This is a genomic window from [Borrelia] finlandensis (assembly GCF_030438365.2).
In the GTDB taxonomy this organism is placed as follows: Bacteria; Spirochaetota; Spirochaetia; order Borreliales; family Borreliaceae; genus Borreliella; species Borreliella finlandensis.
Genome location: NZ_CP124070.1, coordinates 354,561 through 376,231, shown reverse-complemented (window position 1 = coordinate 376,231; position 21,671 = coordinate 354,561). Strand labels below are relative to the sequence as shown.

The window sequence follows — 21,671 nt, the reverse complement described above, 5'->3', positions numbered from 1 at the left end:
AGGGAGTATTTATGAAAATATCAGTAATAGGGGCAGGTGCTTGGGGAACAGCTATTGCAAAGTCTTTGGCAGATAAATTTGATTTTAATATTTTTTTATGGGTCTTTGAAGAAGATGTTAAGAATGATATTAATAATGATAATTTTAATACTAAATATTTAAAGGGAATTAAATTGCCAAAAAATTTAGTTGCAAGTTCAGATTTATTTGAAGTTGTAACAATGTCCGATTATATTTTCATTGCAACACCTTCTCTTTTTACTGTTGAAATTTTAAAAAAAATGGATCAATTTTTACATTCTCTGGAGATAAAACCAAAGCTAGCAATACTTACAAAAGGGTTTATTACTTTTGATGGTAAAACTCAGACAGTTATTGAAGCTGCTGAGAGAGTTATGAAAGGATATAAAGACGAAATTACTTATATTGTTGGTCCAAGTCATGCTGAGGAAGTTGGGCTTGGTGTGATAACAGGACTTGTTGCGGCTAGCAATAACAGAGAAAATGCATATTTGTTTATTAATTTATTTAGTAAAACCCCAATTTCTTTATTTTATAGCAACGATGTTTTTGGGGTGCAAATAGCAGCAGCTTTAAAAAATGTGTTTGCCATTGCATTTGGAATTTTGGATGCCTATAAATTGAATTATCCTAATTTAATAGGTAATAATACAGAATCATTTTTATTTTCAATATCCTTAAATAATATAAAAGATATTGCAATGGAGCTTGGGGGAAGAAATATTGAAACGTTTTTATTTTTGTCTGGTTCTGGTGATTTAGATGTTACTTGTAGAAGCATGTTTGGAAGAAATAGACGATTTGGCAATGAAATTGTTAGCAAAAACATTTTAGAAAGCTTTTTCAGTATAGATGATTTGATAAGTAATATTGAAAAAATTGGATATTTGCCAGAGGGAGTTTTGGCTGCTAAATCAATTTTTTCCTTTTTTAAACAATTAAATCGTGATCTCAATCCTAATAGTTTGTTAAGCGTTATATATAAAATTTTAAATAAAGAGTTGGAGCCCAAATCTATTATTGAGTATATGAGAGATGTTAGACAATAAAATAAAGCCTCTGCAGAGGCTTTATTGTTTTTGCTCATTCATCATATATAAAATTTTATTGTAAACATCTTCGATTATTTCAAAATTCATTACAACTTCTGTAAGTTCATTAGATTTAATAGTTCCTATTATGTTGTCATTTTTTGTTAAATCGTCTCTTTTGACTAAAGAATTGCTGTCTACTAAAATTTTTATTCTTGTTAGGTCTTTGTTTATGTTTTTGATATTTTTAATTCCTCCAAAGCATTCTACAATATGCTCTGCTACTTTAATTTTATTTGTTTTTTCTAAATCTATCATAGTAATTTTATTCTCTGTAGAAAGCTTTATATGCTAAATAAGCATTGTATAAATCAAATTTAGAAGTTATTTCCATTGGAGAATGCATACTTATAACAGCAGGCCCCATGTCTATTGTTCTTATTCCATAGCTAGCTAAGAATTTAGCAACAGTTCCTCCTCCTCCTTCTTCTACTTTTCCGAGTGTTGCTACTTGCCAGGCTATATTGTTTTTATTTAATAATTGTCTAATATAAGAAACAAGCTCAGCATCAGCATCGCTAGCCATACTTTTTCCACCATGTCCTGTGTATTTCATTATAGGTATTCCATAGCCAAGTTGGGGAGCGTTTTGTTCGTCATGGACTGAACTAAATAGTGGGTTTATTGCTGCGCAAACATCAGCAGAAATGCTTTTTGAATTCCACAAAGCTTTTTGGACGTGAAGATTGTTGTATTCTGATTTTTTAATTTTGAAGATCATGTCAGAAACAAAATATTCAAGATATCTTGAATCTAGTCCGGTTGAACCTGTTGAACCAATTTCTTCTTTGTCTGCAAGAAAGCAAATGGCTGTTTTGTTTGGAGTCTCTTCAAGATCAAATATGGATTCTAGTGAAGTGAAAACGCATATTTTGTCATCTTGTCCGTAAGCCCCAATTAACGCTTTGTCAAATCCAACGTCTTTTGCTGTTCCTGCAGGCACTATTTCAATTTCTGATGATACAAAATCCTCTTCTTCTATTTTGTATTTTTCTTTTATTATTTGCAAAGTTGCCAGTTTAACTTTATTTTTTTCTTCTGTTTCGATTGGTAGGCTTCCAATTAAAATTTTTAGATTTTCCCCCTCAACAATTTCATCTGATTTTTTATTTCTTTGTATTTTTCTATCAAGATGAGGCAAAATGTCGGGAATTACAAATACAGGATCGTTTTCATTGTCCCCAATGTTGATTTCAACCTTTTCTCCATTTTTTAAAAATACCACACCTCTTATTGAAAGGGGTGTAGATAGCCATTGATACTTTTTTATTCCCCCATAATAGTTGGTTTTAATAAATGTAAGTTCATTTTCTTCAGAGATTGGTGAGGGTTTTGCATCAAGTCTTGGTGAATCTGTGTGAGAAACAATAAAATTCATTCCATCTTCAATGGGATTTTTGCCAATAATAGCAAAAGCAACAGATTTTTCTCTACAGGTATAAAAAATTTTGTCACCTGGCATTAAATTTTTTTTTTCTTCAGCGTTAATAAACCCCAATTTTTTTGCTTTATCTAGGGCATAGGCTGTAACTTCTCTTTCTGTTTTGAATTTGCTTATAAATTTTTTGTAACTTTCAGAAAAATTGAAAATTTGATTTTTTTCTTCTTCATTTAAATATATCCATGGATTTTGTTTTTTCATATTAATAAGACCTCCTGTTTCATTTTAACATTTTAATTGTTTTTAAAGTGTGTACAAAATAAATTATTTATTGTAAACTTACTTTTAATTTTAATATAATTAATAAATTATAAGGGAGAATTTTTATGTATAAAAATGGTTTTTTTAAAAACTATTTGTCATTGCTTTTAATTTTTTTAGTAATTGCTTGTACTTCAAAAGACAGCTCAAATGAATATGTTGAGGAGCAAGAAGCGGAGAACTCTTCTAAGCCTGATGATTCTAAAATAGATGAACATACTATTGGGCACGTTTTTCATGCTATGGGAGTAGTTCATTCAAAAAAGGATCGAAAAAGTTTGGGGAAAAATATAAAGGTTTTTTATTTTTCTGAAGAAGATGGACATTTTCGAACAATACCCTCAAAAGAAAATGCAAAGTTAATAGTTTATTTTTATGACAATATTTATGCAGGAGAGGCTCCAATTAGTATCTCTGGAAAAGAAGCCTTTATTTTTGTTGGGATTACCCCTGACTTTAAAAAGATTATAAATAGTAATTTACATGGTGTTCGAAGTGATCTTATTGGTACTTTTAAAGATCTTAATATTAAAAATTCAAAATTGGAAATTACAGTTGATGAGAATAATTCAGATGCCAAGACTTTCCTTGAATCTGTTAATTACATTATCGACGGTGTTGAAAAAATTTCACCTATGTTAACGAATTAATTTATATTTTTGATTTTATAGGCTTTAATCTAAATTAAAGCCTATTTTAAAATTAAGCTCTCAAGTCCTTTTATTAAAATTTCTGCTGTTTTTACGTTGGTTGCAAGCGGTATTTTATGTACATCGCAAAGCCTAATAAGAGCTGACACATCTGGTTCGTGAGGCTGGCTTGTTAGGGGATCTCTAAAGAAAAATATAGCTAAAATATTTCCTTCGGCTACTTCAGCTCCAATTTGCTGATCTCCTCCCATAGGGCCTGATTTATATTTAAAAATCGTAAGATCGGTAGCTTGTTGGATTTTAGACCCTGTTGTTCCTGTTGCAATAAGCTTGAATTTGGATAAGAATAGATAGTTTTGTTTGACAAAATTTACCAAATCTTCCTTTTTTTTATCATGTGCAATTAATGCTATTTTTTTTTCCATTAATTTTATTCCTTTTTCAATGTAAAATAATTTTTGTTGAAATTTAATAAAATTTAGGCATAAGTATATTTTTAGATTTCACTTTTTTAGAATTTATATTGGTTCTGGTTTGTGCCATAAAAATCTTTGCCCATAGTCTATTTCTAGTTCAATTATTTTTTTTAATATTTCCTCATTATACACAAATTCGGCAATAATTTTTATATTTTTTGTATCTGCTATTTTTTTAATAGATTTTATTATTACAAAATCTATTTCACTAGAGTTTATTGCTTTTATGAAAGATCCGTCTATTTTAAGTAAGTCTATTGGTAGTGTTTTAATATATGAGAGTGATGTATGTCCGCTTCCAAAGTCATCAAGTGCTAGCTTGATTCCAAAACTTTTTAATTCTTGAAAATATTTGTTTATTATCTCAAAGTTTTCAAGAATTCCAGTTTCTGTTATTTCCAAGCATATATTTTGAAGCGGGATTTGGCTTTTCAATAAAGTATCTCTTAAAAAGATTCGAAAGTTTTGTGATTTTAGTGAATAAGGAGATATGTTAATTGAGAAAATGTGAATTCCATTTTTTGATACAAAGCTTTTGTATTCTCTTAAAGCCTTTTTAACCACCAATGTATCAACCTCAACAGTTAAATTATATTTGTCTATTAATTTAAAAATTTGATTGTTTGGAATTGATTTGCCCATGTGGTCAAAAAGTCTTGTCAAGATTTCTATTTTGGGCTTTAAGTTCTTTTTAAGAGGATTTATTTTTTGATAATAAAGAGTAAAAAAATCATTTTTTATTGCTTTGAGTATATATTGAAAAATTTTGTTTTGATTTTTTAAAATCACCGCCTCTGGTAGTTCTTCTTTGTATATAGTGGGATTAGATTCTTTGTATTCCGATGATATTTTTGTAGCCATCATTAATTTAGGGATTTTGAATTCTAAGTTTTCTTTTAAATTTACCTCTATTATTCCAATATTGAATTTGAATATAATAATATCTTCTTTTTTAAATGCCAGAGCAATTGTTTTTTTGATTTTTTTGGCAATTGAGATTATTCGCTTTTCTCCGCCACTTGTGCTTATGATTACTATTAAATTGTTGTGTTTTAACTTAAAAATATATTCAGAGTATAATGACATTATTTTTGAATACATTATTTTAAGTATTTTTGCATTAAGCTTTTCTTGATCTTCTTTGTATTCATATTCTGCTGTTAGAGATACGTCTAAATTAAGCAAATATATTCTTTTTTTTTTGTAAATATCCATATGGTTTACTAGTAATTTTTCAATTTCTTTGGCATTTTGAATCTCGTCTTGCGAATCAATAATTTCTAGATATTTATAGTTTTCTATTTTATTAGAGTTTGATATTTCTTTAATCGTTATTAATTTATCGATATTGTTTTGAGCAATTGTGCTAATAAATATATCCACATGCAGTTTTTTGTTATTTTTTAAAATTAAAAGACAATCAGTTATTAATATATTTTTAAATTCAGGAATAGAATTTGTGTGATAACTTAAATTTATTTTTTCTAACTTTTCCCAATCTCTGATATCTATGTCGGTTACTTTGATTATATTTCCAGAAGTTTTCATTGGAAGATTAAGATTTTTACTACCTTTTTCATTGATATAAATAATTTCATTTTTGGTGTTTGTGATGATTACTATTTCTTTTATGAGTTCTGATAAATTTAAAAAGAAATCCAGAGTTGTGTTTTTATTGTCGCAAAATAATTTTTTTTGATGTATTAAACTTTGCTTATATTCTAATTCGCTTATATCTTTTATTATTTCTATGTGATCAAGTTTTAAATATTTCTCATCAAATTTTTCTTTGCTAATTATAATAGAATGTATTTTGTTTGCATTTTTTAATTCGTTTGCAACGTTTATTGAAAAATCTATTGGTTTTTCATAATTATAAATAATAGCGAATTTAATATTATTTTGTTTTACATATTCGCTGTATAAAGCTTTTTCAGATTTTACGATTTGAATTAAGTTGAAAATAGATTTAAGCTTTATGAGATCTCTAAGTTCAACTTCTTTTTTAGAGATTATAACTGAATTTATATTTTGATAATTATTGACTTCGTTCATTTTATTGGCTTGCTCTTATTTTAATTTTTGTATGCCAAGTTGGTGTTGTTTTTTATTTTTTTATCTCCAATTTTTTTGGTGACTATTATCCAGATTAATCCTGAGAGCATCAGCGTTAGCGAGAGAATTTGTCCCATTGATATGTTTAAAAAAGAAAATTCGGACAGGCTTGTAATTGGTTTGTAGGTTATTATAAATCCAAGTTCTTTGTCCGGTTCTCTTAAATATTCAATAAAGAATCTGAAAAAAGCGTAAAGCATTACATATGTACCAAAAATAAATCCATCATATTTTTTAATTTTTTTAAATAAAAACCATAGCAACAGAAAAGTTACAGGTCCTTCGAAAAATCCTTCAATAAGTTGAGAAGGTATTCTTGGAAGGTTGATTAGCAGGTCATGAGGCGAAATTTCAAGCCCTACTGATGATGCAAATTCTTTTACACCTGGTATATTTGTGTCAAATGGTTCTGCATTGGGAAATATTATTCCCCCTTTCATTACTCTTCCATAAAGTTCTGCATTTGCGAAATTAGCAAGTCTTCCAAGTATGTAGCCAGAAGAAAAAGCTATTGATCCATAGTCTGTTAGTTTTAGAAAATATTTTTGAACATTTGTATTTTTGAGCTTTGTATTTATTGTTATTAGAGGAGCAATTATTGCCCCCAAAAAACCACCATGGATGGCCATGCCTCTAAAGCCTGTAAAATTCCAATGCTGGTCGAATGGCAAAAGGATTAGCCAGGGATTAGAATAATAAATTCCCGATTTGTCGTAAACTAAGGTAGATGCTAATCTGCCTCCTAAAATTGCTCCAAGTACAAGTGAGAACATAAATATTTCATAATCTTCTTTTTTGATATCAACGTTGTCTGATTGTATTTGATACCAAATAAACTTATAAGAGATTAGTATGATTAAAATATAAGATAGGCTATACCATGTAATTGGTATACCTTGAATTACTTCAGGATGCAACCAACTTGGGTAATTTATGTAATTTGGCATTAGACCTCCTTAGCCTTTTCAAGCTTTTCAACAAGCTTTTTTTTAAATAGCATATTTTGCTTTCTTAAGGTTTCGATTTCTCTTTTCTGAGATTTTATTATATCAATAATTTCACTACTTTCTATTGTTTTGTTTTTTATCAACGATTCAAGGTATTCAATTTTTTCAATATATTCTTCTTGAGCTTCTCTTAGTACAAAATCATAACTTTCATTTAAATCTTCTTCGTTTAAAAGCTCGGCATCATTTGTTAAATCTTCAATTTCGATTAATTTTTTTGCAATTTTTTTTATACTTTTAGAAGTTGAGCTTGTAGGTTTGTATATAGTGATGGGTATTTTGCTGTTTAAAGCCTGATCAACTATTTCATCTTTATAGATTGCTCCAATACTTTGTAAATTTATGCTTAAATAGTTTTTTGCTGATTTTATTATTTTTTCGGTTTTTTCAATGTCTTTGGGAGCTTTGAGCATATTAAATATCATGAAAGGGCTAATTGTCTTAAACAATTTGTTAAATTTAGAATAATTTTCAGGATCTTCGCTTTCAAGTTTTAACAGCAAATTAGGTATATAAACCCTTTGAAGATCGATTGAATTTTGTTTTATTGTTCTGAGAATTTCATTTCCTTTTGTCCCTCTTTTAAACACACTTGATAACAGTCTAAATATTATATTTTTAAGAAATAAATATGCATTCATTGTAGCTGTTACTGTTGGTGTTGTTACTATTACTCCTCTTTTTGACATTAAAAAAAAGTCTATAATATTAAAAGCTGTTCCTGCTCCAAGATCAATCACTAAGTAATCATATTTTAAAGATTTTAAATTTTTTATTATGATTTTTTTTTGAGAAGCAGCTATATTAGCAAGTTCTGGAATGTCAGAATCTCCTGCAATGAAGTTTAGATTTTTAATTCCAGATTGAATAATAATGTCTGAGAAATTAATCCTTGTTTTTAAAAATGTTCCTATACTTTTTTTAGGTATAATGTTTAACATTGAGTGCAAATTAGATGCTCCAAGATCAAGATCAACAAGCAATACGCTTTTTCCTTCGTTTGCCAGGCAAATTGCTATGTTTGTTGAAAAAAGGGATTTGCCAACTCCTCCCTTACCACTGGCTACAGGAATAATAATCAAGCTTTACTCCAGGTTTTTTATTTTTGCTTTAATTAGCGCTAATATTGTTACATTAAATGCTAGGTAAACTACTGTAATTCCTAAAAGTATAGCTAGAGAGGTTTGATAGACGTATATTTTAAAAATAAATCCCAAGATGAATAATATTAATGTTAATATTATTTGGAATAATTTAGTTATTACTATAATGCTGTGAAGAATTTTGAATTTTTCGTAAATAAAGTAATAGATTGTTAAATTGGCCATGAAAAATTCAGGTGAGTATAAGATAAATGTTAGCATAAACTTTATGGAGTAATTATTAATGAAAATTAATTTATTAATGGCTTGGTATAATAAGGCTAAGATTAAAAGGCTTTCAGTAATTTGTAAAACAATAAGTCCTGCTCTGTAAAGGCTTTGTTTTTTTTTAGGATGTGAGTTTAACATAGTTTTAAAATATTATATTATGGAAATAAAATCAAGTTTTAATTTTTGCATTAGGAATGAATAAATGAAAAATAAATTTTTAATATGTGTATATTTTTTATTGACTTTGGGTATAAGCTCTTTAGTAATTGTTGAATCTATTTTTGCTTTTGATGAGTCTAATAATAAGTTATCAAGATCAAATTATGAGCAGATGATGATTCAAGCTTTTGAATTTGTAAAAGAAAATTATGTTGATCCTGTAAGCGATGAAGTAATTTTTGAAGGCGCTTTAAAAGGAATATTTCAATCCCTAGGCGATCCTTATTCTCAATATTTGACAAAAAAAGATTTAGAAGAAATTTCAAAAACAACAGTAGGAGATTATGTTGGCATTGGAATTTCTATAATAAAAAAAATGCATTCCCAAGATAAGCAAGACAAGGCAAAAGATTTTGATCCTAATAGTGCTTGCGTTTCTATTGTTACGCCTTTTGAAGGAGGTCCGGCTTATAAGGCTGGAATTAAATCTGGAGATTGTATTACCGCTGTTGATGGCAAGAGTGTTTATTCTATGGAAGTAGATCAAGTTGTTGATCTTTTAAAAGGTAAAGAAGGCACAAAAGTTAAAGTATCTATTCTTAGGGGAAAAAATTTAACATTGGATTTTGAACTTACAAGAGAGAAGATAGAAATACAAACAATCAAGTATGACGTTATTAATTCAGATGTTGGCTATATAAGAATAGTAAGTTTTAATCCACACACCTCTGTAGATTTTAGAAAAGCTTTAGATAATCTTAAGAATAAAAATATTAAATCTTTAATTTTAGATTTAAGGCTTAATACTGGAGGATATTTTCAGGCAGCTATAAAAATGGCGGATGATATTTTATCTAAAGGAATTATTGTTTCCACAAAATCAAGAAATTCTAGCAAGCCTATTGATTATAAGGCAAGCTCAAAACAAGTTTTGCCTTCAGATATAAAAATTGTTGCTTTAATAGACAGATCATCAGCCTCAGCATCAGAGGTTTTTGTAGGAGCCTTAAAAGACAATAAGAGAGCATACATTATAGGGGAAAAGTCTTATGGCAAGGGGCTTATTCAGCATGTAGTTCCTTTTTATACTGGTGGATTTAAAATTACAAGCTCAAAGTATTATACTCCATCTGGAAAGAGTATTCATAAGGTTGGAATTGAGCCTGATTTGGAAATAAAATCTCCAGATTTTTCTGAGGAGGAAGCATTAATATATAAAGAAATTTTTGATAAAAAGCTGATAGAAGATTTTTTGAAGGGTAAAAAATCCATTACCGAACAAGAGATTGATTTTTTTGTTGAGAATCTTGTAAAAGAAAATCCAAAATATAAAATTGATAAAGAATTTTTAGGCAAGTATGTGTTTTTTAATTACTATCAGGACAATAATAAAGAATTGCCAATTTATAATCTACATTATGACAAAGTTTTAAAAACAGCTTGTGAGTATTTGTCTAAATTAGGTAATTAAATTGTGAAGCAAATTGTTTTGGATGAGAATTGTTTAGCAGGTGATTTTATTATTGTTAAAGATGCAAAAATATATCACCATCTTGTTAATGTAAGACGAATTAAAAAGGGTGATAAGCTGAACATTCTTTTAAAAGATAAAGAATTAAGGGCCTCAGAAATAGTAAAGATTGGTAGTAATTTTATTAAGTTTACTACCAATAAAATAGATAAAATTGAAAAAAATAATTTTGAGATAAGTATTTTTATTTCTAGTTTAAAGGGCAGAAAAATAGATTTGGTGTTAAGACAGGTTGTTGAGATTGGAGTTTCAGAAATCAATATTATTAATGCGGATCGTTCTGTATCGAAAATAGATATAAACAATGCACCTGCCAAAATTTTAAGATTTTCAAAAATAATAGATGAGGCCTTAAAGCAAAGTGGTAATAAAATTGTTCCTAAAGTTAATTTTTATAATAATTTTTTTTATTTACCTTATTCTTTTTGTACTACCAGATATTATGTTGCTCATCCAAGCGGAATGCTTTTAAGCAAGAATGGAAGTTTTGACAATTTTGGCAAAATTGGAATTATAATAGGTCCTGAAGGATGCTTTTCGGAGCCCGAAATTGTCTTTTTCAAGGAGAAAGGCTTTAATTTTATAAGGTTTAACACTCCAATTTTACGAGCAGATACGGCTATTATTTATTCGCTTGCTTATTTTAAGGCATTGTTAGAGGATTATAATGGCTAATTTAAAAGACATATATTCAAAACCAGACAGATTTTATTTTTTAGGTGTGCCTATAGATGTTTTTGATAGTCGTAGCAAGCTTATAAGCAGATTTGTGTATCTTTCAGGGCATCCTTATCATTCAATAGTAATTTTTATCGGGCTTAAAGCTTTTCTAAAGGCTTTGATTTTTAAAAAGTTTAGAAATCATATTAAAAATTCTTCTCTTGTTTTTTTAAATTCTAAGATTGTAAGATTTTTTTATAAGATTTTTAAAAGAGTTAATATTGATTGTTATGATTCAAATACAGTTCTTCTCATTTTAATGGAAATACTAGAAAATGCCCATAAAACATGTTATATTATTGACAAGGATAAAGTGATTTCAAAGAAAAAATTTTTAAGATTGAAAGAATCTCATAAAGAAATTAGTTTTATTGGGTATTATGATTTAAAAGCTGTAAAGAGAAATAAAGAAATGTTTTTTGCAAATATTAATAAACTTACTCCTAGTGTAATAATAAGCTTTTGTAATGATAGACATCTTGAAAATTTATTTTATGAAAATAAATTTAATATTAGAACCAATTTAAGCGTTTTTTTATGAACTTTTAAATTTTAACTATCTATATTTTATGAGGTAAGTATGGCATTTTTGCTAAATCAATCAGTAGTTTATCCAATGCATGGAGTAGGGACGATTAAGGATATTAGGACCAAAGAGTTTAATGGTGAGATTATTGATTATTATGAAATACATTTTCCATTTAATGATATGATTTTTATGGTTCCTGTTGCTAAAGTTGATGATTTTGGAATTAGAGCTTTGGTTAGCAGGGAAAAGGTAGAAGAAGTTTTTGATATTATTAAAGAGTTTGAAGGTCAAATAGATTCAAAAAAAATAAAAGATGGTGGCCATGAATTTTATAAAAAAAGCGATATTTTAGATACAGCAAAGTTATATAAGTTTTTATATAAAAAATCTACCCAAAAAGAACTTCCTTTTTACGAAAAAAGGATTTTGAATGATTTTGAGTTAATATTGGAGCACGAGATTAGCTTAGCTTTGCAAATTAGCTTTGAAGAGGCTAAGAAGAAGATTAAAAATATTTTGGTCGATAACAAAAGGGCTTAAAGTTTTTTCAATTTTCGAGGGGGGAGGATTTGCTGTGTTTGATTCTTTAAGATTTATCTTTTTAATAATTTGTAGGTTTATCTTAATATTTTGCCTTTTTTCTTTAATGTTTATATGTACATTTTATTTAAAATATAAGTTTTTGTATTTTAATTTTTCTATTTTTAGCTATAGTATTTATTACAATGCTTATATTTATTCTTTTCCTTTGTCCCTTGTTGTTACTTTTATGAGAATATCTTGTCCCTTTTATGGAATAGTTTTAAATTCATCTAGAGAGTCTTTCTATTTTTATTGTATTATCTTTGTTCTTATTTTATTGTTTTCTTATTTAGGATTTTTAGTTAGTCATAGTTTTCATTCTTACTATATTAATAGCAATAGAAATGATAATTTTATCCTTAAAGATGAGGTTGTGCATTTTTTAAATGGTGGGATAATATTTTCTAGCAATAGGCCTAGATTTTATGGTTTTAATGGAGCTTTAATCGTTTCAGAGAATGACAAAGGGGATAAAGGTTTTTCTTGCCAATCAAATATTTCTAATTCTAGTAAGATTGATTTTGTTGAGAATAATTTTTTAGAGCAAAAGATTTATAATAATTTTGTTGATTTTCTTTTCAGAGATTTAAAAATTTTAAATAATTTTCTACTCTCGCTAAATTATTTAAATTTAATTTTTAATATATTGGGAATTTCTTTATTGTTATTTGCTTTTTCTTATGTTTTTAATCTTATTTTTTCAAATAGTTTTGCAATATTTCTTTATCCTATTTTTATTATATTTTTTTTAAAAATTTATAATGTCTATTCGATTGAGTTTCCCAAGATTTACAATGTAATAATAGGAAAGAGTATGATCTCTGATTTTATTCCTTTTATTTTTTGTGTTTTAACTTTTTTTTCTACCTATTTATTTGGTTTTGTTTCAGAATATATTAAAATCAGCAAAGATTTGGATAATAATTTATATAAGGGTAGTTAATTCTTAAGGCTTATGAAAAGAGAAATATATGCATTTTTGAGCAATTTTATTATTTTTATGTGTTTTTTTCTGGGTTTGCTCTTTAGTTATTCATATTTTTTTGGAGAAAATTTTTTAGAAAAGCATAAGTTAATAGCAACTTTTTTTGATTCTATTTTGCTTTTTTATAAGTATTTTTTTGGGTTTTTTATTTTTATTGTTTGCATTTACTTTGCTTTTTTTGTTCAGCAAGAAATAAAGATTTATTTAAAATCGCATAATGGATATTTATTTTCTAGGCTTTATGCATTTTTACTATTATTTTTTATTATAGGACTCTTTTTTACTTTTATATTTAATTTAATTTTGCCTTATATAATTGCTCAGAGAAATGAGTATAAGTTTAGTTACGACAGATATAATCTTCTTGAAAGTGAAGCAAATGAAATATCTCTTAAAATCAAACATATAGATATAAGTTTGTCTGCAAATAGATTTTTTTTATCTTCTGATTTGGCAGATTCAATGAAGCAAAAGAGAAAGCATCTTGAAAATTTGATTAGAATATATGATAAAATGCGAATTATTTATGTAAATAATGAAGAGCTTTTAACAAATTATTATTTAGTGAAATCTGAATATAGTAAAATTCCAAGTTATGACGTTGATTTAGAAAAGGTTAAAAAAACTTTTTCAAAATATCCTTTACAAAGTCTTAAAAAGCAAGATTTTTTTAATATTGTCAATGAATTTATTTCTCAAAATGATTATTATACAGCCAATTATTTTGCTTATATTGCTTATGTTGCAACAAAAGACGATAATTTTGTTGTGCTTTTAAATTTGACTTTAAAGTTTATTAATGAAAACAGGAATTTTGAAAAAGAAAAAATGCAGTTGATTTCCGAAGAAAAACAAAAAAATTTTTTGTTTCTTAATACTGAAAAATTTAAATTAGCTTATTACGGGTTTTCGAATCTTCATAAGTTATTGCCCAGTGATAATGAAATTTTGAATTATAAAAATAAATCTCTTGAAAAGCTTAGGAAAAGATATCTTTTTTTTGATGAGATTGAAAAATATTTTGAATATTACGGAATAAACGATGTATTTTTACTGCAACCAGATTCTAAGAGAGGTTTTTATGATTATATTTACATGCAAAAAGTTGTCGCCTTTAACAATCATTCTAAAATAATAAAAAATTTTGAACTTATTAGATTTAATAATACAGGGAATGTTATATTACATATTAAAATTCCATTTGCTACTTTGAAGGGTAATTCTGTGTATCAAAATGTTTTAGATAAAGACAATGAGCAGAGCGAAATTACTCTTACAAAGGTCTTTGTGTCTACGGATAGCTTTGATACAAATGTTTTAGAGGTTGTCAAAATTAATGAGAATGTAGAAAATTTAGCTTTATTTTCAAATTTTACTGAGTTTGGATTTTTTTTGAAAATTCAAAATTTGCCAAGCGCTTTTCATAGGGTTGCTATATTAAATTTGAAATTAATTAATACTTTTTCCTTAAGTTTGGTTTTACTGATTTCTCCTATTTCGCTAGTTTTAATAGGGGCATTTTTTATTTCTTTGTTTTCTAAAATAGAATTTAATTTCAATTCCAAGGCTATGATTTTTCTAGTTTCATTAATGATAGCTATTTTCTCAGGGATTACTTGTCTTTTTGTAAATTATTTTCTAATTGTTTTTACCTCTCTTCTTATATATGTTTTTAATGGCGTGTACGTATCTTTAGCTATTCTTTCTGCATTATTGTTTTTTCTTATTTTTAAAATAATTACTTTGAATTACAAGGAAAAACATATTTAATTTTTATTTTTTTTTAGATTATTAGCTTTAGAGAAAAACCATTCATTTATTAGTAAGTTTTCTTTTCCAATTGTTTTTTTGCTTAATACATAGGAATGGCTATTGATTTGAGTTTCGTCAATAATAAAAGGAGATATTCCATCAATTGAATGTTTTATTTTTAGATTTAATTCTTTGTAAGGAGTAAAGCCATCGGCAAATCCAAAACATATATTTGATTGGGATTGATTGTTAAATCCAATTAGGGTTTTTTGGGTTTTTTTATCCAATATCCAGTTGATAAATTTTTTAGTTAAAACAGATGTTTCTAAAATGCCAATAAAATTTGGGTTTGAGATAACAATTTCATTGTTATCGTTTATTAAATAAGAAAATTTTATTTGTGACTTCTCTTGTTCGCTTAAGCTATTGTAGAAGGTTATATCGCTCAATCCTGCTATTAAAAGAGATTTTTTATTAAGTAATATTTTATTTAACTTTAAGTAGCCGTATTTATTAAAGAAATCTTTTTGCAAGTCCATTTGTTTTGTATTTAAAAATGATGAGAAATATTCTAGCATTTTTAAAATTTGATTCTCATTATAATTTAATTTATTTTTTTCAAAAGAAAATCTCACATTATTTATTTGAGAAATCACATAAAATAAATTTTCAGAAACATAAGGCGATATAAAAAATTTTCCATCTTTAATGAAATTTTCGTATTTTTCTTTTAAATATTTAGTGTTTATGTATTTTTTAATATGATGTGTATTTTTATAGATTAAAATAGGAATGTCAAAGCCCAATGGAATAATTTTGTAGTTAAATTGCTTGAAAATATGCTTTAAGATGGGATAATCTGGATTGTAATTGATTTTTACAGATTTAAAATGGTTGGCAATATTTGTGTTACCAATGTTTTTAGAAATAATTATTTGTGCATTTTCTTTTCCTATTGTTTGCAGGTCAATATTATTTCTAAACTTAATTATAAAATTTGCTTTATTTTCTATATTAAATTGATTTATATAAAATGGTATTGTTTTATTGTCAGTTAGTACAACGATGTTCTTATTTGTTGAACAGCTAGGGCTAATTAATAAAATTGCTGTTAGTATTAAATTTTTTATTATCATAAAATTATTCAAGTTTTTTCTTTTATTTTACAATAAATTATGTATAATTTTTATAGTTATATTAATTTCCATGCTTAATTGGAAATTAGAGTAAGGCGGCTTAAGAGCTTTTAGGGGGATGATGAATTTGGGTTTATTTGATTTTATACTTTCTATGTTTAGTATTAATAAAGAACTTACTTCTGAGCAAATAAAGCAAAAAAGGTTAAAAGAAGTTAAAGTTAGTTTGGGCAGAGTAAGTAATTTTTTTAATGCTTCAAAAATTCAGGCTTTACCTCAATTTTCTAGATTTCTTTATAATTTTTATAAAATTTTTTCTCCCTTAAGGCCATTTGCGCAAAGATATAAAAATTCTAATAAAATTGTTCATTTTGTTGTTGAAAAATACTTAAATGAAAGCCAGAAGAAGTCTTTAGATTATATTTATTCTTTTTCTGCAAGCGATAACATAAATTTTGCTTCAGATCTTCCTAAAAATTTACATAATAATTTATCTTATTTGTTTAAAAACATAACTCAAGAGCAAATTAAATTGATAGATGAAACTTATGAAGCTTTGCATAATTTTTTTGATTTAGTCTTATATCAATATCATTTGGTTCTTAAAAATTTTGACAACTTACTTCCAGAAGATGATTTTGTGTATAGGCCTAGATTCAGCTCTATAGGTTGTGGAGTTATTATAGATGATCTTAAAGATTTGTTAGAATGTATTTCTTGCATTAAGAATATTTCTATTTGGAAAAACCTTTATGACATTATTTTAGAAATTTATGGAAATAAAGAAGATTTTCCTATTAAGTCTAATGTCTGGATTAAGATTATTTCTTCTATTTTGGATATAAATAAGGGTAAAGAAATTTTATATCTAATAAGATATGTTAGCGGGGATCCAGATTATTTCCCTATTTCTGTTGGGCAAAAACCCAATCCAATAGCAAGAATATTTTTTAATGATCTTACCAAGCATGTTGCCACTGAAATTGAAAAGATTAAAGTTTTGCAAAAAAATAATAAATCTAAAATATTAGCCGAACAGCTTTTCCCAGGAATATCTTTTTTAAATTTGGATAATTATAATGAAAAAATGAATGAAAAGATTGTATCTAAAATTATGAGCACTACGGGTTATATTTATTGCGAACTTTTAGTTTATTTGAGAACATATACTATTTATTTTGTTAAAAAAGATCTTAATGATATTATTAATTTGCTTATTATTAAAGGACAATGGAAGCTTATAGAGCTTTCAAGAGAAATGTCTAACGACATGCATGCTTTGATTAATATTTATGCAAGTCTTATTGATTTTGATTCTAATTTGGGGGAACAAGGCGGTTATGGCAATAGAATAAATGCATTATTGCACAGAGCTTCTTTGGGGGATAAATCTTCGGAGAAATTGTTGTTAAATATAATAGCAGATGTTAATAAAAAGGCGTTTACTATATCAAGCGAATATTATTCCAAAATATATTCTATTGAGCAGCGTTTGCAAGATTGTCTTTCAGACTATTCAAAAGTCTCTTTGGAAAGAGAGCTGATTTATAATTGGAAAGAGCTTGATATGGATCTTGCTAAAAGCTATGGAAACAATTTAAACTTTGGAGGTATAATGAAAAATATTTTGGGTAGTTTAGCTTTATTTTTAAAGTTAATGGATTTATATTTGGAAAAAAAGTCTTAATTTGAAGGAGTGTTAAAATGGCTAGGAAGTGTGAGATAACAGGGAAAAAAACTATGTTTGGAAACAATGTTCCAAGGAAGGGGCTTGCCAAGAAAAAAGGTGGAGCTGGACAACATATTGGAGTAAAAACCAAAAGAACCTTTAAGGTTAATTTAATAAATAAAAAATTTTTTATTCCAAATCTTGGAAGAAGTGTTAGCATTAAAGTTTCTGCTAATGCGCTAAGAAGTATTTCAAAGATAGGGCTTGATGCTTTTTTAAAGAAAAACTGCAAAAAAATAGAAAACTTTTTATAAATTTTAATTTTGATAATTTTATCTTATTAGAATACTGCTTGATATTAAGTATTCTGGGGAGTTAAATGTTATTTTTGAGTCTGTAAATTCGAAATGTTTAAAAAGGCTTGAAATGGTCATGATCGCATTTATATTTTCCGGAAATATTTTTTTTGATTTATAGTTTTCTAGTATTAGGTTAAGATTAGGCAATTCTTCTTCAAGAAGGATATGCTTTAAATTTTCTTCAAGCTTTAAGGCTTTTTTTATATTTGTAGATTTTGAAATAAAGCAAGATAGCAAAATAAATGAATTTTCTTCTCTGTTTATAAAAGGTTTTAAAAACTCGCAAAATTTTAGTAAATGTTTATTGCAAGTTTTTCCAAAAATTATTGGAATTATTTTTATGTTTTCCTTTATGTTGCTAATAAAATTCAATGTAATTTCAATTTTATGATCATTTTCGATTAATTTATCGTCTATATTAATAAAATTTAAGGTTTTTAATGATTTTAATATCTTTAGGTTTACTTTAATATTTTTATTAAAAATTTTCCACACATTGTGATTAGATATATTAATTAAAAAATTGCTTTTGGCTTCAGAGATTATAAATACATTATTAGTTTGATTTGATATTATTTTTTTAAACAAGCATTCATTTTTTAAAAAAAACTCATAGCTTCCATAACTTGTTAGGAGGGCTTTGTGAGTTTTTTTTTCTTCCAACTTAAATGACAAGTCGTTTGTATTATTTAAATAAAATATGTTTTCAACCAAGGAGTTTCTAGCTTGCTTTATATATTTCGTCCTTTGATTGCATCTTCTACTGTGTTTATTTCCATAAATTCTGTTCCTTTTTCAATATTTCTATTTGGATTTCCAGAAATAATTATTACAGTATCTTTGTCATTAACAATACCTTGTTCTTTTAACATTTTAAGAGAAGTTACTACAAATTCGGTAGTTCTTTTGAAATTATTGTCTACAAGATTAGAATAAACTCCGTAAGATAATGCTAATTCTCTTGCTAGTCTCTCGCTATTTGTTGTAATGAATAATGGAACACTTGCTCTGTAGGTTGCCATTATTCTTGCGGTTTTACCTTTTAGAGAATCTACAATAATTGCTTTTACGTCCATAAGTTTTGTGGCATCAATTGCACATTTGATAATATAGTTTCTTGTGATGCTTTTATCGTAAAAAAGTTCATCCTTATATAAGGTCATTTTTCTGTGTTTTTCAACTTTTTTAGCAATGCTTGTCATCATTTTTACAGCTTCAATTGGATATTTCCCGTAGGCGGTTTCTCCGGATAACATAATTGCGTCTGTGCCGTTTAAAATAGCGTTAGCGATGTCAGACACCTCTGCTCTAGTAGGTCTTGGATTTTCAATCATTGTATGAAGCATTTGAGTTGCTGTAATCACGGGTATTCCATACTTTATGCAGGTTTGTGTTATTTTGAGTTGAGCAATGGGTACATCTTCTGCAGGAATTTCAACTCCCATGTCTCCCCTTGCAACCATTATTCCGTAAGAAGCTTTTGCAATTTCTTCAATGTTATCAATTCCTTCTTGATTTTCGATTTTGGATATAATTTTTACATCAGGATTTCCAGAGGCAGTTAAAATTTCTTGAACATCTTGAACGTCTTTGGAATGTCTTACAAACGAATGGGCAATAAAATCAACATTATATTTTGCTGCAAGCTCAATAAATCCTTTGTCTTTTTCGGTTACTGATTGTAGCTTAAGAGAAATTCCGGGGGTGTTGATTGATTTTTTATTTTTAATTTGGCCGTCATTTTTAATTTCACAAATTAATCTGTCAGGCAATTTGGTAACAACAGTCATTTCAAGCTCACCGTCATCAATTAGCACTTTAGATCCTTGGGGTACTTCTTTAACAAATCCATCATAATTGGTTTGAAAGTTATTAGGCTCATTAATAGGCGAGGTTGAAATGATTACCTTGTCTCCAGTTTTTACAATAATAGGATTTTCAATATTTGCTGTTCTAACTTCTGGTCCTTTTGTATCAATCATTAAAGCTATTTTATTTGAAATTTTTCTAACATTGTCTATTACTTTTATTGTATCTTCGTGTGATTGATGGGCAGTATTTAGCCTTATAACATTTACCCCCGCATCGTGCAAATCTTTTATATGTTCTGGTTCGCATCTAAGATCAGATATTGTTGCTACAATTTTTGTTAACTTTGAAATCATAAAGTTCTTCCTCCACTTTTATAAATTTTATGCTTTTTGTCATTGAATAACAATATTTTGCAAAAAATTCAAAACTTTACTTTGTTATAAGCAGTGTTTAGGTTTGATTTTTTATTTTTTTTATTAGATTTTCATCTAGCTTAATATGTAAATTTTTTTCTGCTTTTGGAATTACAAGGCCCAGCTTTTTATTTTTAACTCTTCTTAAATTTTTAACTTGAGTATAGTAAAGATCGGCTTTTCCCGATTTTTTTGCTAATTTTGTGTAAAATACGCATAAATTACCAGCACTCAAAAGGACATCAAGGCTAGGAGTTTTATTTTTTTGATTTTTAATAAAAACATAAGCTCCAGGATAATCTCTTGTATGAAGCCAATAGTCATTTCCTTTAACGCAATGTCTTAAAAGTTCATCGTTTTCTTTTGCGTGTCTTCCAATAAGAATTTCAAATCCACAATAGGTAAAATGCAAGCCTATTTTTGGCGTTTTTTCTTTTTCTTTAGCAGTTTTTTCTTTATTATATTCTTCTTCCGGAATTAAATTTTCGACTTTTAACATTGTTATTTTTGATTGAATTAAATTAAATTTATCTAGATTATCTTTTAATTGATTTTGTATGGTTTTAAAAGAATTTTTACCCTTTTTATATGCTTTAAAATATTGTAAGGCATTTTCTTTTGGTGATAATGATTGGTTTAAGGATATTTTAATTTTTTCTTCTTTATAATTTAATAGGTTTATTTTTTTAATCCCTTTTTGTATTTTATTAATATTTAATAAAATCAATTCGCCTTTTTCCTTTTCGTTTTCAATGTTTTCAAGCAGTTTAATTTGTTGTTTTAAAGAGTCTATTCTTTTTTCTAAAACAATTAACTCTTTTTTATATTTTTCAATAAGCAATTCTTTTGTATTGTTTTTTTTAATTTGATCATTAAGCGATTCGTAGTAATTTTCAAGAAATTCAGAATAAGATGTATAGCTAGTATTATTATATTCTTCCTTTAGTCCCATAATTTTTTTATCAGACATTTTATTGCTTTCATGTATTTCTTTGGCTTTTAAAAAGATTTCACCTGTTGTTTCTTTTATTTTTGGCCTTCTGTAATATGCATCTAGTATTTTAAAGTTTGAATTTGTAGCTATTATATTGGGCGAGGATGGCCACAATTTAATAAATAAGATAATTATGTCCTTTTGTAAAATCTCAAGAGAAATGATTCTTTCATTTTTCATTTGGAAAGCTTTTATAATTTTTCCATTTTGAATTTTTGATTTTAAGAAGTCAGAAAATCTTAATTTTAAAGCATTCTTTTTGAAATTTTTTTTTGTTATATGGAATCTTGTAGTGTTTGGATTTAAGCAGATTAGTATTTTAAATTTTTTATTGTCAATTTTATTGTAAATCTCTAAAATTAAACTCTTGTAATCTGGTTGTATTATTTTTGTTATTAAAGAGTTTGTGAAAGGAATTTCTTTAATTAAAGTATTTATTTCAGTGTAATTCAAAGACATTTTTATCAAATCCTAATTCTTTCAAGGTGTTTATACCCAAGCTTTAAATTTTTATTTTATGTATTAAACTAGTACTATTAATAATAGTTTATTTCCATGATATGTAGTATTATGGAAATAAAGTTTATTGACAATA

21 protein-coding genes are annotated in these 21,671 nt (G+C 26.8%); 10 read left to right on the top strand and 11 right to left on the bottom strand.

Annotation, left to right across the window (positions count from 1 at the left end; all coding sequences use genetic code 11):
* Window positions 1-11 precede the first annotated feature (11 nt).
* On the top strand, window positions 12-1,070 hold the full coding sequence (locus QIA19_RS02355) for an NAD(P)H-dependent glycerol-3-phosphate dehydrogenase (protein ID WP_301365539.1): 1,059 nt from the start codon (window positions 12-14) through the stop codon (window positions 1,068-1,070).
* Between the two features lie 21 nt (window positions 1,071-1,091).
* Here QIA19_RS02355 and QIA19_RS02350 read toward each other — a convergent pair whose 3' ends face one another.
* Together QIA19_RS02350 and QIA19_RS02345 are read right to left on the bottom strand one after the other, a co-directional pair.
* The gene (locus tag QIA19_RS02350) at window positions 1,092-1,370 is read right to left on the bottom strand and encodes a PTS sugar transporter subunit IIB (RefSeq protein ID WP_301365537.1); all 279 of its coding nucleotides are present in this window, start codon (window positions 1,368-1,370) and stop codon (window positions 1,092-1,094) included.
* Between the two features lie 7 nt (window positions 1,371-1,377).
* A complete protein-coding gene (locus QIA19_RS02345; protein ID WP_301365535.1) occupies window positions 1,378-2,754 on the bottom strand; it encodes an aminopeptidase in 1,377 nt (458 codons plus the stop codon).
* Window positions 2,755-2,879: 125 nt separating this feature from the next.
* Between QIA19_RS02345 and p22 the strand changes: the two genes are divergently transcribed.
* Window positions 2,880-3,464, top strand: coding sequence for a lipoprotein P22 (p22, locus tag QIA19_RS02340; protein WP_008882458.1), 585 nt, complete (start codon window positions 2,880-2,882; stop codon window positions 3,462-3,464).
* A 41-nt stretch (window positions 3,465-3,505) separates the two neighbouring features.
* Here the strand turns inward: p22 and mgsA are convergent, their stop codons facing one another.
* The 5 genes from mgsA to QIA19_RS02315 form a co-directional block, all read right to left on the bottom strand.
* Window positions 3,506-3,889: a methylglyoxal synthase gene (mgsA, locus tag QIA19_RS02335; RefSeq protein WP_008882427.1), complete on the bottom strand. Its 384-nt coding sequence runs from the start codon at window positions 3,887-3,889 to the stop codon at window positions 3,506-3,508.
* 93 nt (window positions 3,890-3,982) lie between these two features.
* On the bottom strand, window positions 3,983-5,995 hold the full coding sequence (gene pdeA / locus QIA19_RS02330) for a cyclic di-GMP phosphodiesterase PdeA (RefSeq protein ID WP_301365534.1): 2,013 nt from the start codon (window positions 5,993-5,995) through the stop codon (window positions 3,983-3,985).
* Window positions 5,996-6,015: 20 nt separating this feature from the next.
* Window positions 6,016-7,002 (bottom strand): prolipoprotein diacylglyceryl transferase, encoded by a 987-nt coding sequence (gene lgt / locus QIA19_RS02325; protein ID WP_301365533.1) that lies wholly within the window; start codon window positions 7,000-7,002, stop codon window positions 6,016-6,018.
* Complete coding sequence (locus QIA19_RS02320) at window positions 7,002-8,144, bottom strand: MinD/ParA family protein (protein WP_002556956.1); 1,143 nt, start codon at window positions 8,142-8,144, stop codon at window positions 7,002-7,004. The genes lgt and QIA19_RS02320 overlap by 1 nt, the downstream gene beginning before the upstream one ends.
* 3 nt (window positions 8,145-8,147) lie before the next feature.
* Window positions 8,148-8,573, bottom strand: coding sequence for a hypothetical protein (locus QIA19_RS02315; protein ID WP_363322310.1), 426 nt, complete (start codon window positions 8,571-8,573; stop codon window positions 8,148-8,150).
* 64 nt (window positions 8,574-8,637) lie between these two features.
* Here QIA19_RS02315 and QIA19_RS02310 point away from each other — a divergent pair, with 64 nt between their 5' ends.
* From QIA19_RS02310 to QIA19_RS02285, 6 genes are read left to right on the top strand one after another with little or no spacing between them, the layout of a single operon-like run.
* Window positions 8,638-10,065 (top strand): S41 family peptidase, encoded by a 1,428-nt coding sequence (locus QIA19_RS02310; protein ID WP_301365532.1) that lies wholly within the window; start codon window positions 8,638-8,640, stop codon window positions 10,063-10,065.
* Window positions 10,066-10,068: 3 nt separating this feature from the next.
* Window positions 10,069-10,800 carry a 16S rRNA (uracil(1498)-N(3))-methyltransferase gene (locus QIA19_RS02305; RefSeq protein ID WP_301365531.1) on the top strand — a complete coding sequence of 244 codons (732 nt, stop codon included), beginning with the start codon at window positions 10,069-10,071 and terminating at the stop codon, window positions 10,798-10,800.
* Complete coding sequence (locus QIA19_RS02300) at window positions 10,793-11,386, top strand: hypothetical protein (protein ID WP_301365530.1); 594 nt, start codon at window positions 10,793-10,795, stop codon at window positions 11,384-11,386. The genes QIA19_RS02305 and QIA19_RS02300 overlap by 8 nt, the downstream gene beginning before the upstream one ends.
* 39 nt (window positions 11,387-11,425) lie before the next feature.
* Window positions 11,426-11,914, top strand: a complete 489-nt coding sequence (locus tag QIA19_RS02295) for a CarD family transcriptional regulator (RefSeq protein WP_301365529.1) — start codon at window positions 11,426-11,428, stop codon at window positions 11,912-11,914.
* A gap of 34 nt (window positions 11,915-11,948) precedes the next feature.
* Window positions 11,949-12,899: a hypothetical protein gene (locus QIA19_RS02290; protein ID WP_301365528.1), complete on the top strand. Its 951-nt coding sequence runs from the start codon at window positions 11,949-11,951 to the stop codon at window positions 12,897-12,899.
* 12 nt (window positions 12,900-12,911) lie between these two features.
* A complete protein-coding gene (locus tag QIA19_RS02285) occupies window positions 12,912-14,711 on the top strand; it encodes a hypothetical protein (RefSeq protein WP_301365527.1) in 1,800 nt (599 codons plus the stop codon).
* On the opposite strand, the gene QIA19_RS02280 is transcribed toward QIA19_RS02285, so the two are convergent.
* Window positions 14,708-15,841: a hypothetical protein gene (locus tag QIA19_RS02280; protein WP_301365526.1), complete on the bottom strand. Its 1,134-nt coding sequence runs from the start codon at window positions 15,839-15,841 to the stop codon at window positions 14,708-14,710. The two genes, QIA19_RS02285 and QIA19_RS02280, sit on opposite strands and share 4 nt — an antisense overlap.
* Before the next feature lie 109 nt (window positions 15,842-15,950).
* Between QIA19_RS02280 and QIA19_RS02275 the strand changes: the two genes are divergently transcribed.
* Window positions 15,951-17,516 carry a hypothetical protein gene (locus QIA19_RS02275; protein WP_301365525.1) on the top strand — a complete coding sequence of 522 codons (1,566 nt, stop codon included), beginning with the start codon at window positions 15,951-15,953 and terminating at the stop codon, window positions 17,514-17,516.
* Between the two features lie 17 nt (window positions 17,517-17,533).
* Complete coding sequence (rpmB, locus tag QIA19_RS02270) at window positions 17,534-17,812, top strand: 50S ribosomal protein L28 (protein WP_002556947.1); 279 nt, start codon at window positions 17,534-17,536, stop codon at window positions 17,810-17,812.
* A gap of 18 nt (window positions 17,813-17,830) precedes the next feature.
* On the opposite strand, the gene amrB is transcribed toward rpmB, so the two are convergent.
* The 3 genes from amrB to QIA19_RS02255 form a co-directional block, all read right to left on the bottom strand.
* A complete protein-coding gene (gene amrB, locus QIA19_RS02265) occupies window positions 17,831-18,571 on the bottom strand; it encodes an AmmeMemoRadiSam system protein B (protein WP_301365524.1) in 741 nt (246 codons plus the stop codon).
* A gap of 17 nt (window positions 18,572-18,588) precedes the next feature.
* Entirely contained in the window at window positions 18,589-20,022 is a 1,434-nt protein-coding gene (pyk, locus tag QIA19_RS02260; RefSeq protein ID WP_301365523.1) for a pyruvate kinase, read from the bottom strand.
* A gap of 97 nt (window positions 20,023-20,119) precedes the next feature.
* On the bottom strand, window positions 20,120-21,535 hold the full coding sequence (locus QIA19_RS02255) for an NFACT RNA binding domain-containing protein (RefSeq protein WP_301365522.1): 1,416 nt from the start codon (window positions 21,533-21,535) through the stop codon (window positions 20,120-20,122).
* Between the last annotated feature and the right edge of the window lie 136 nt (window positions 21,536-21,671).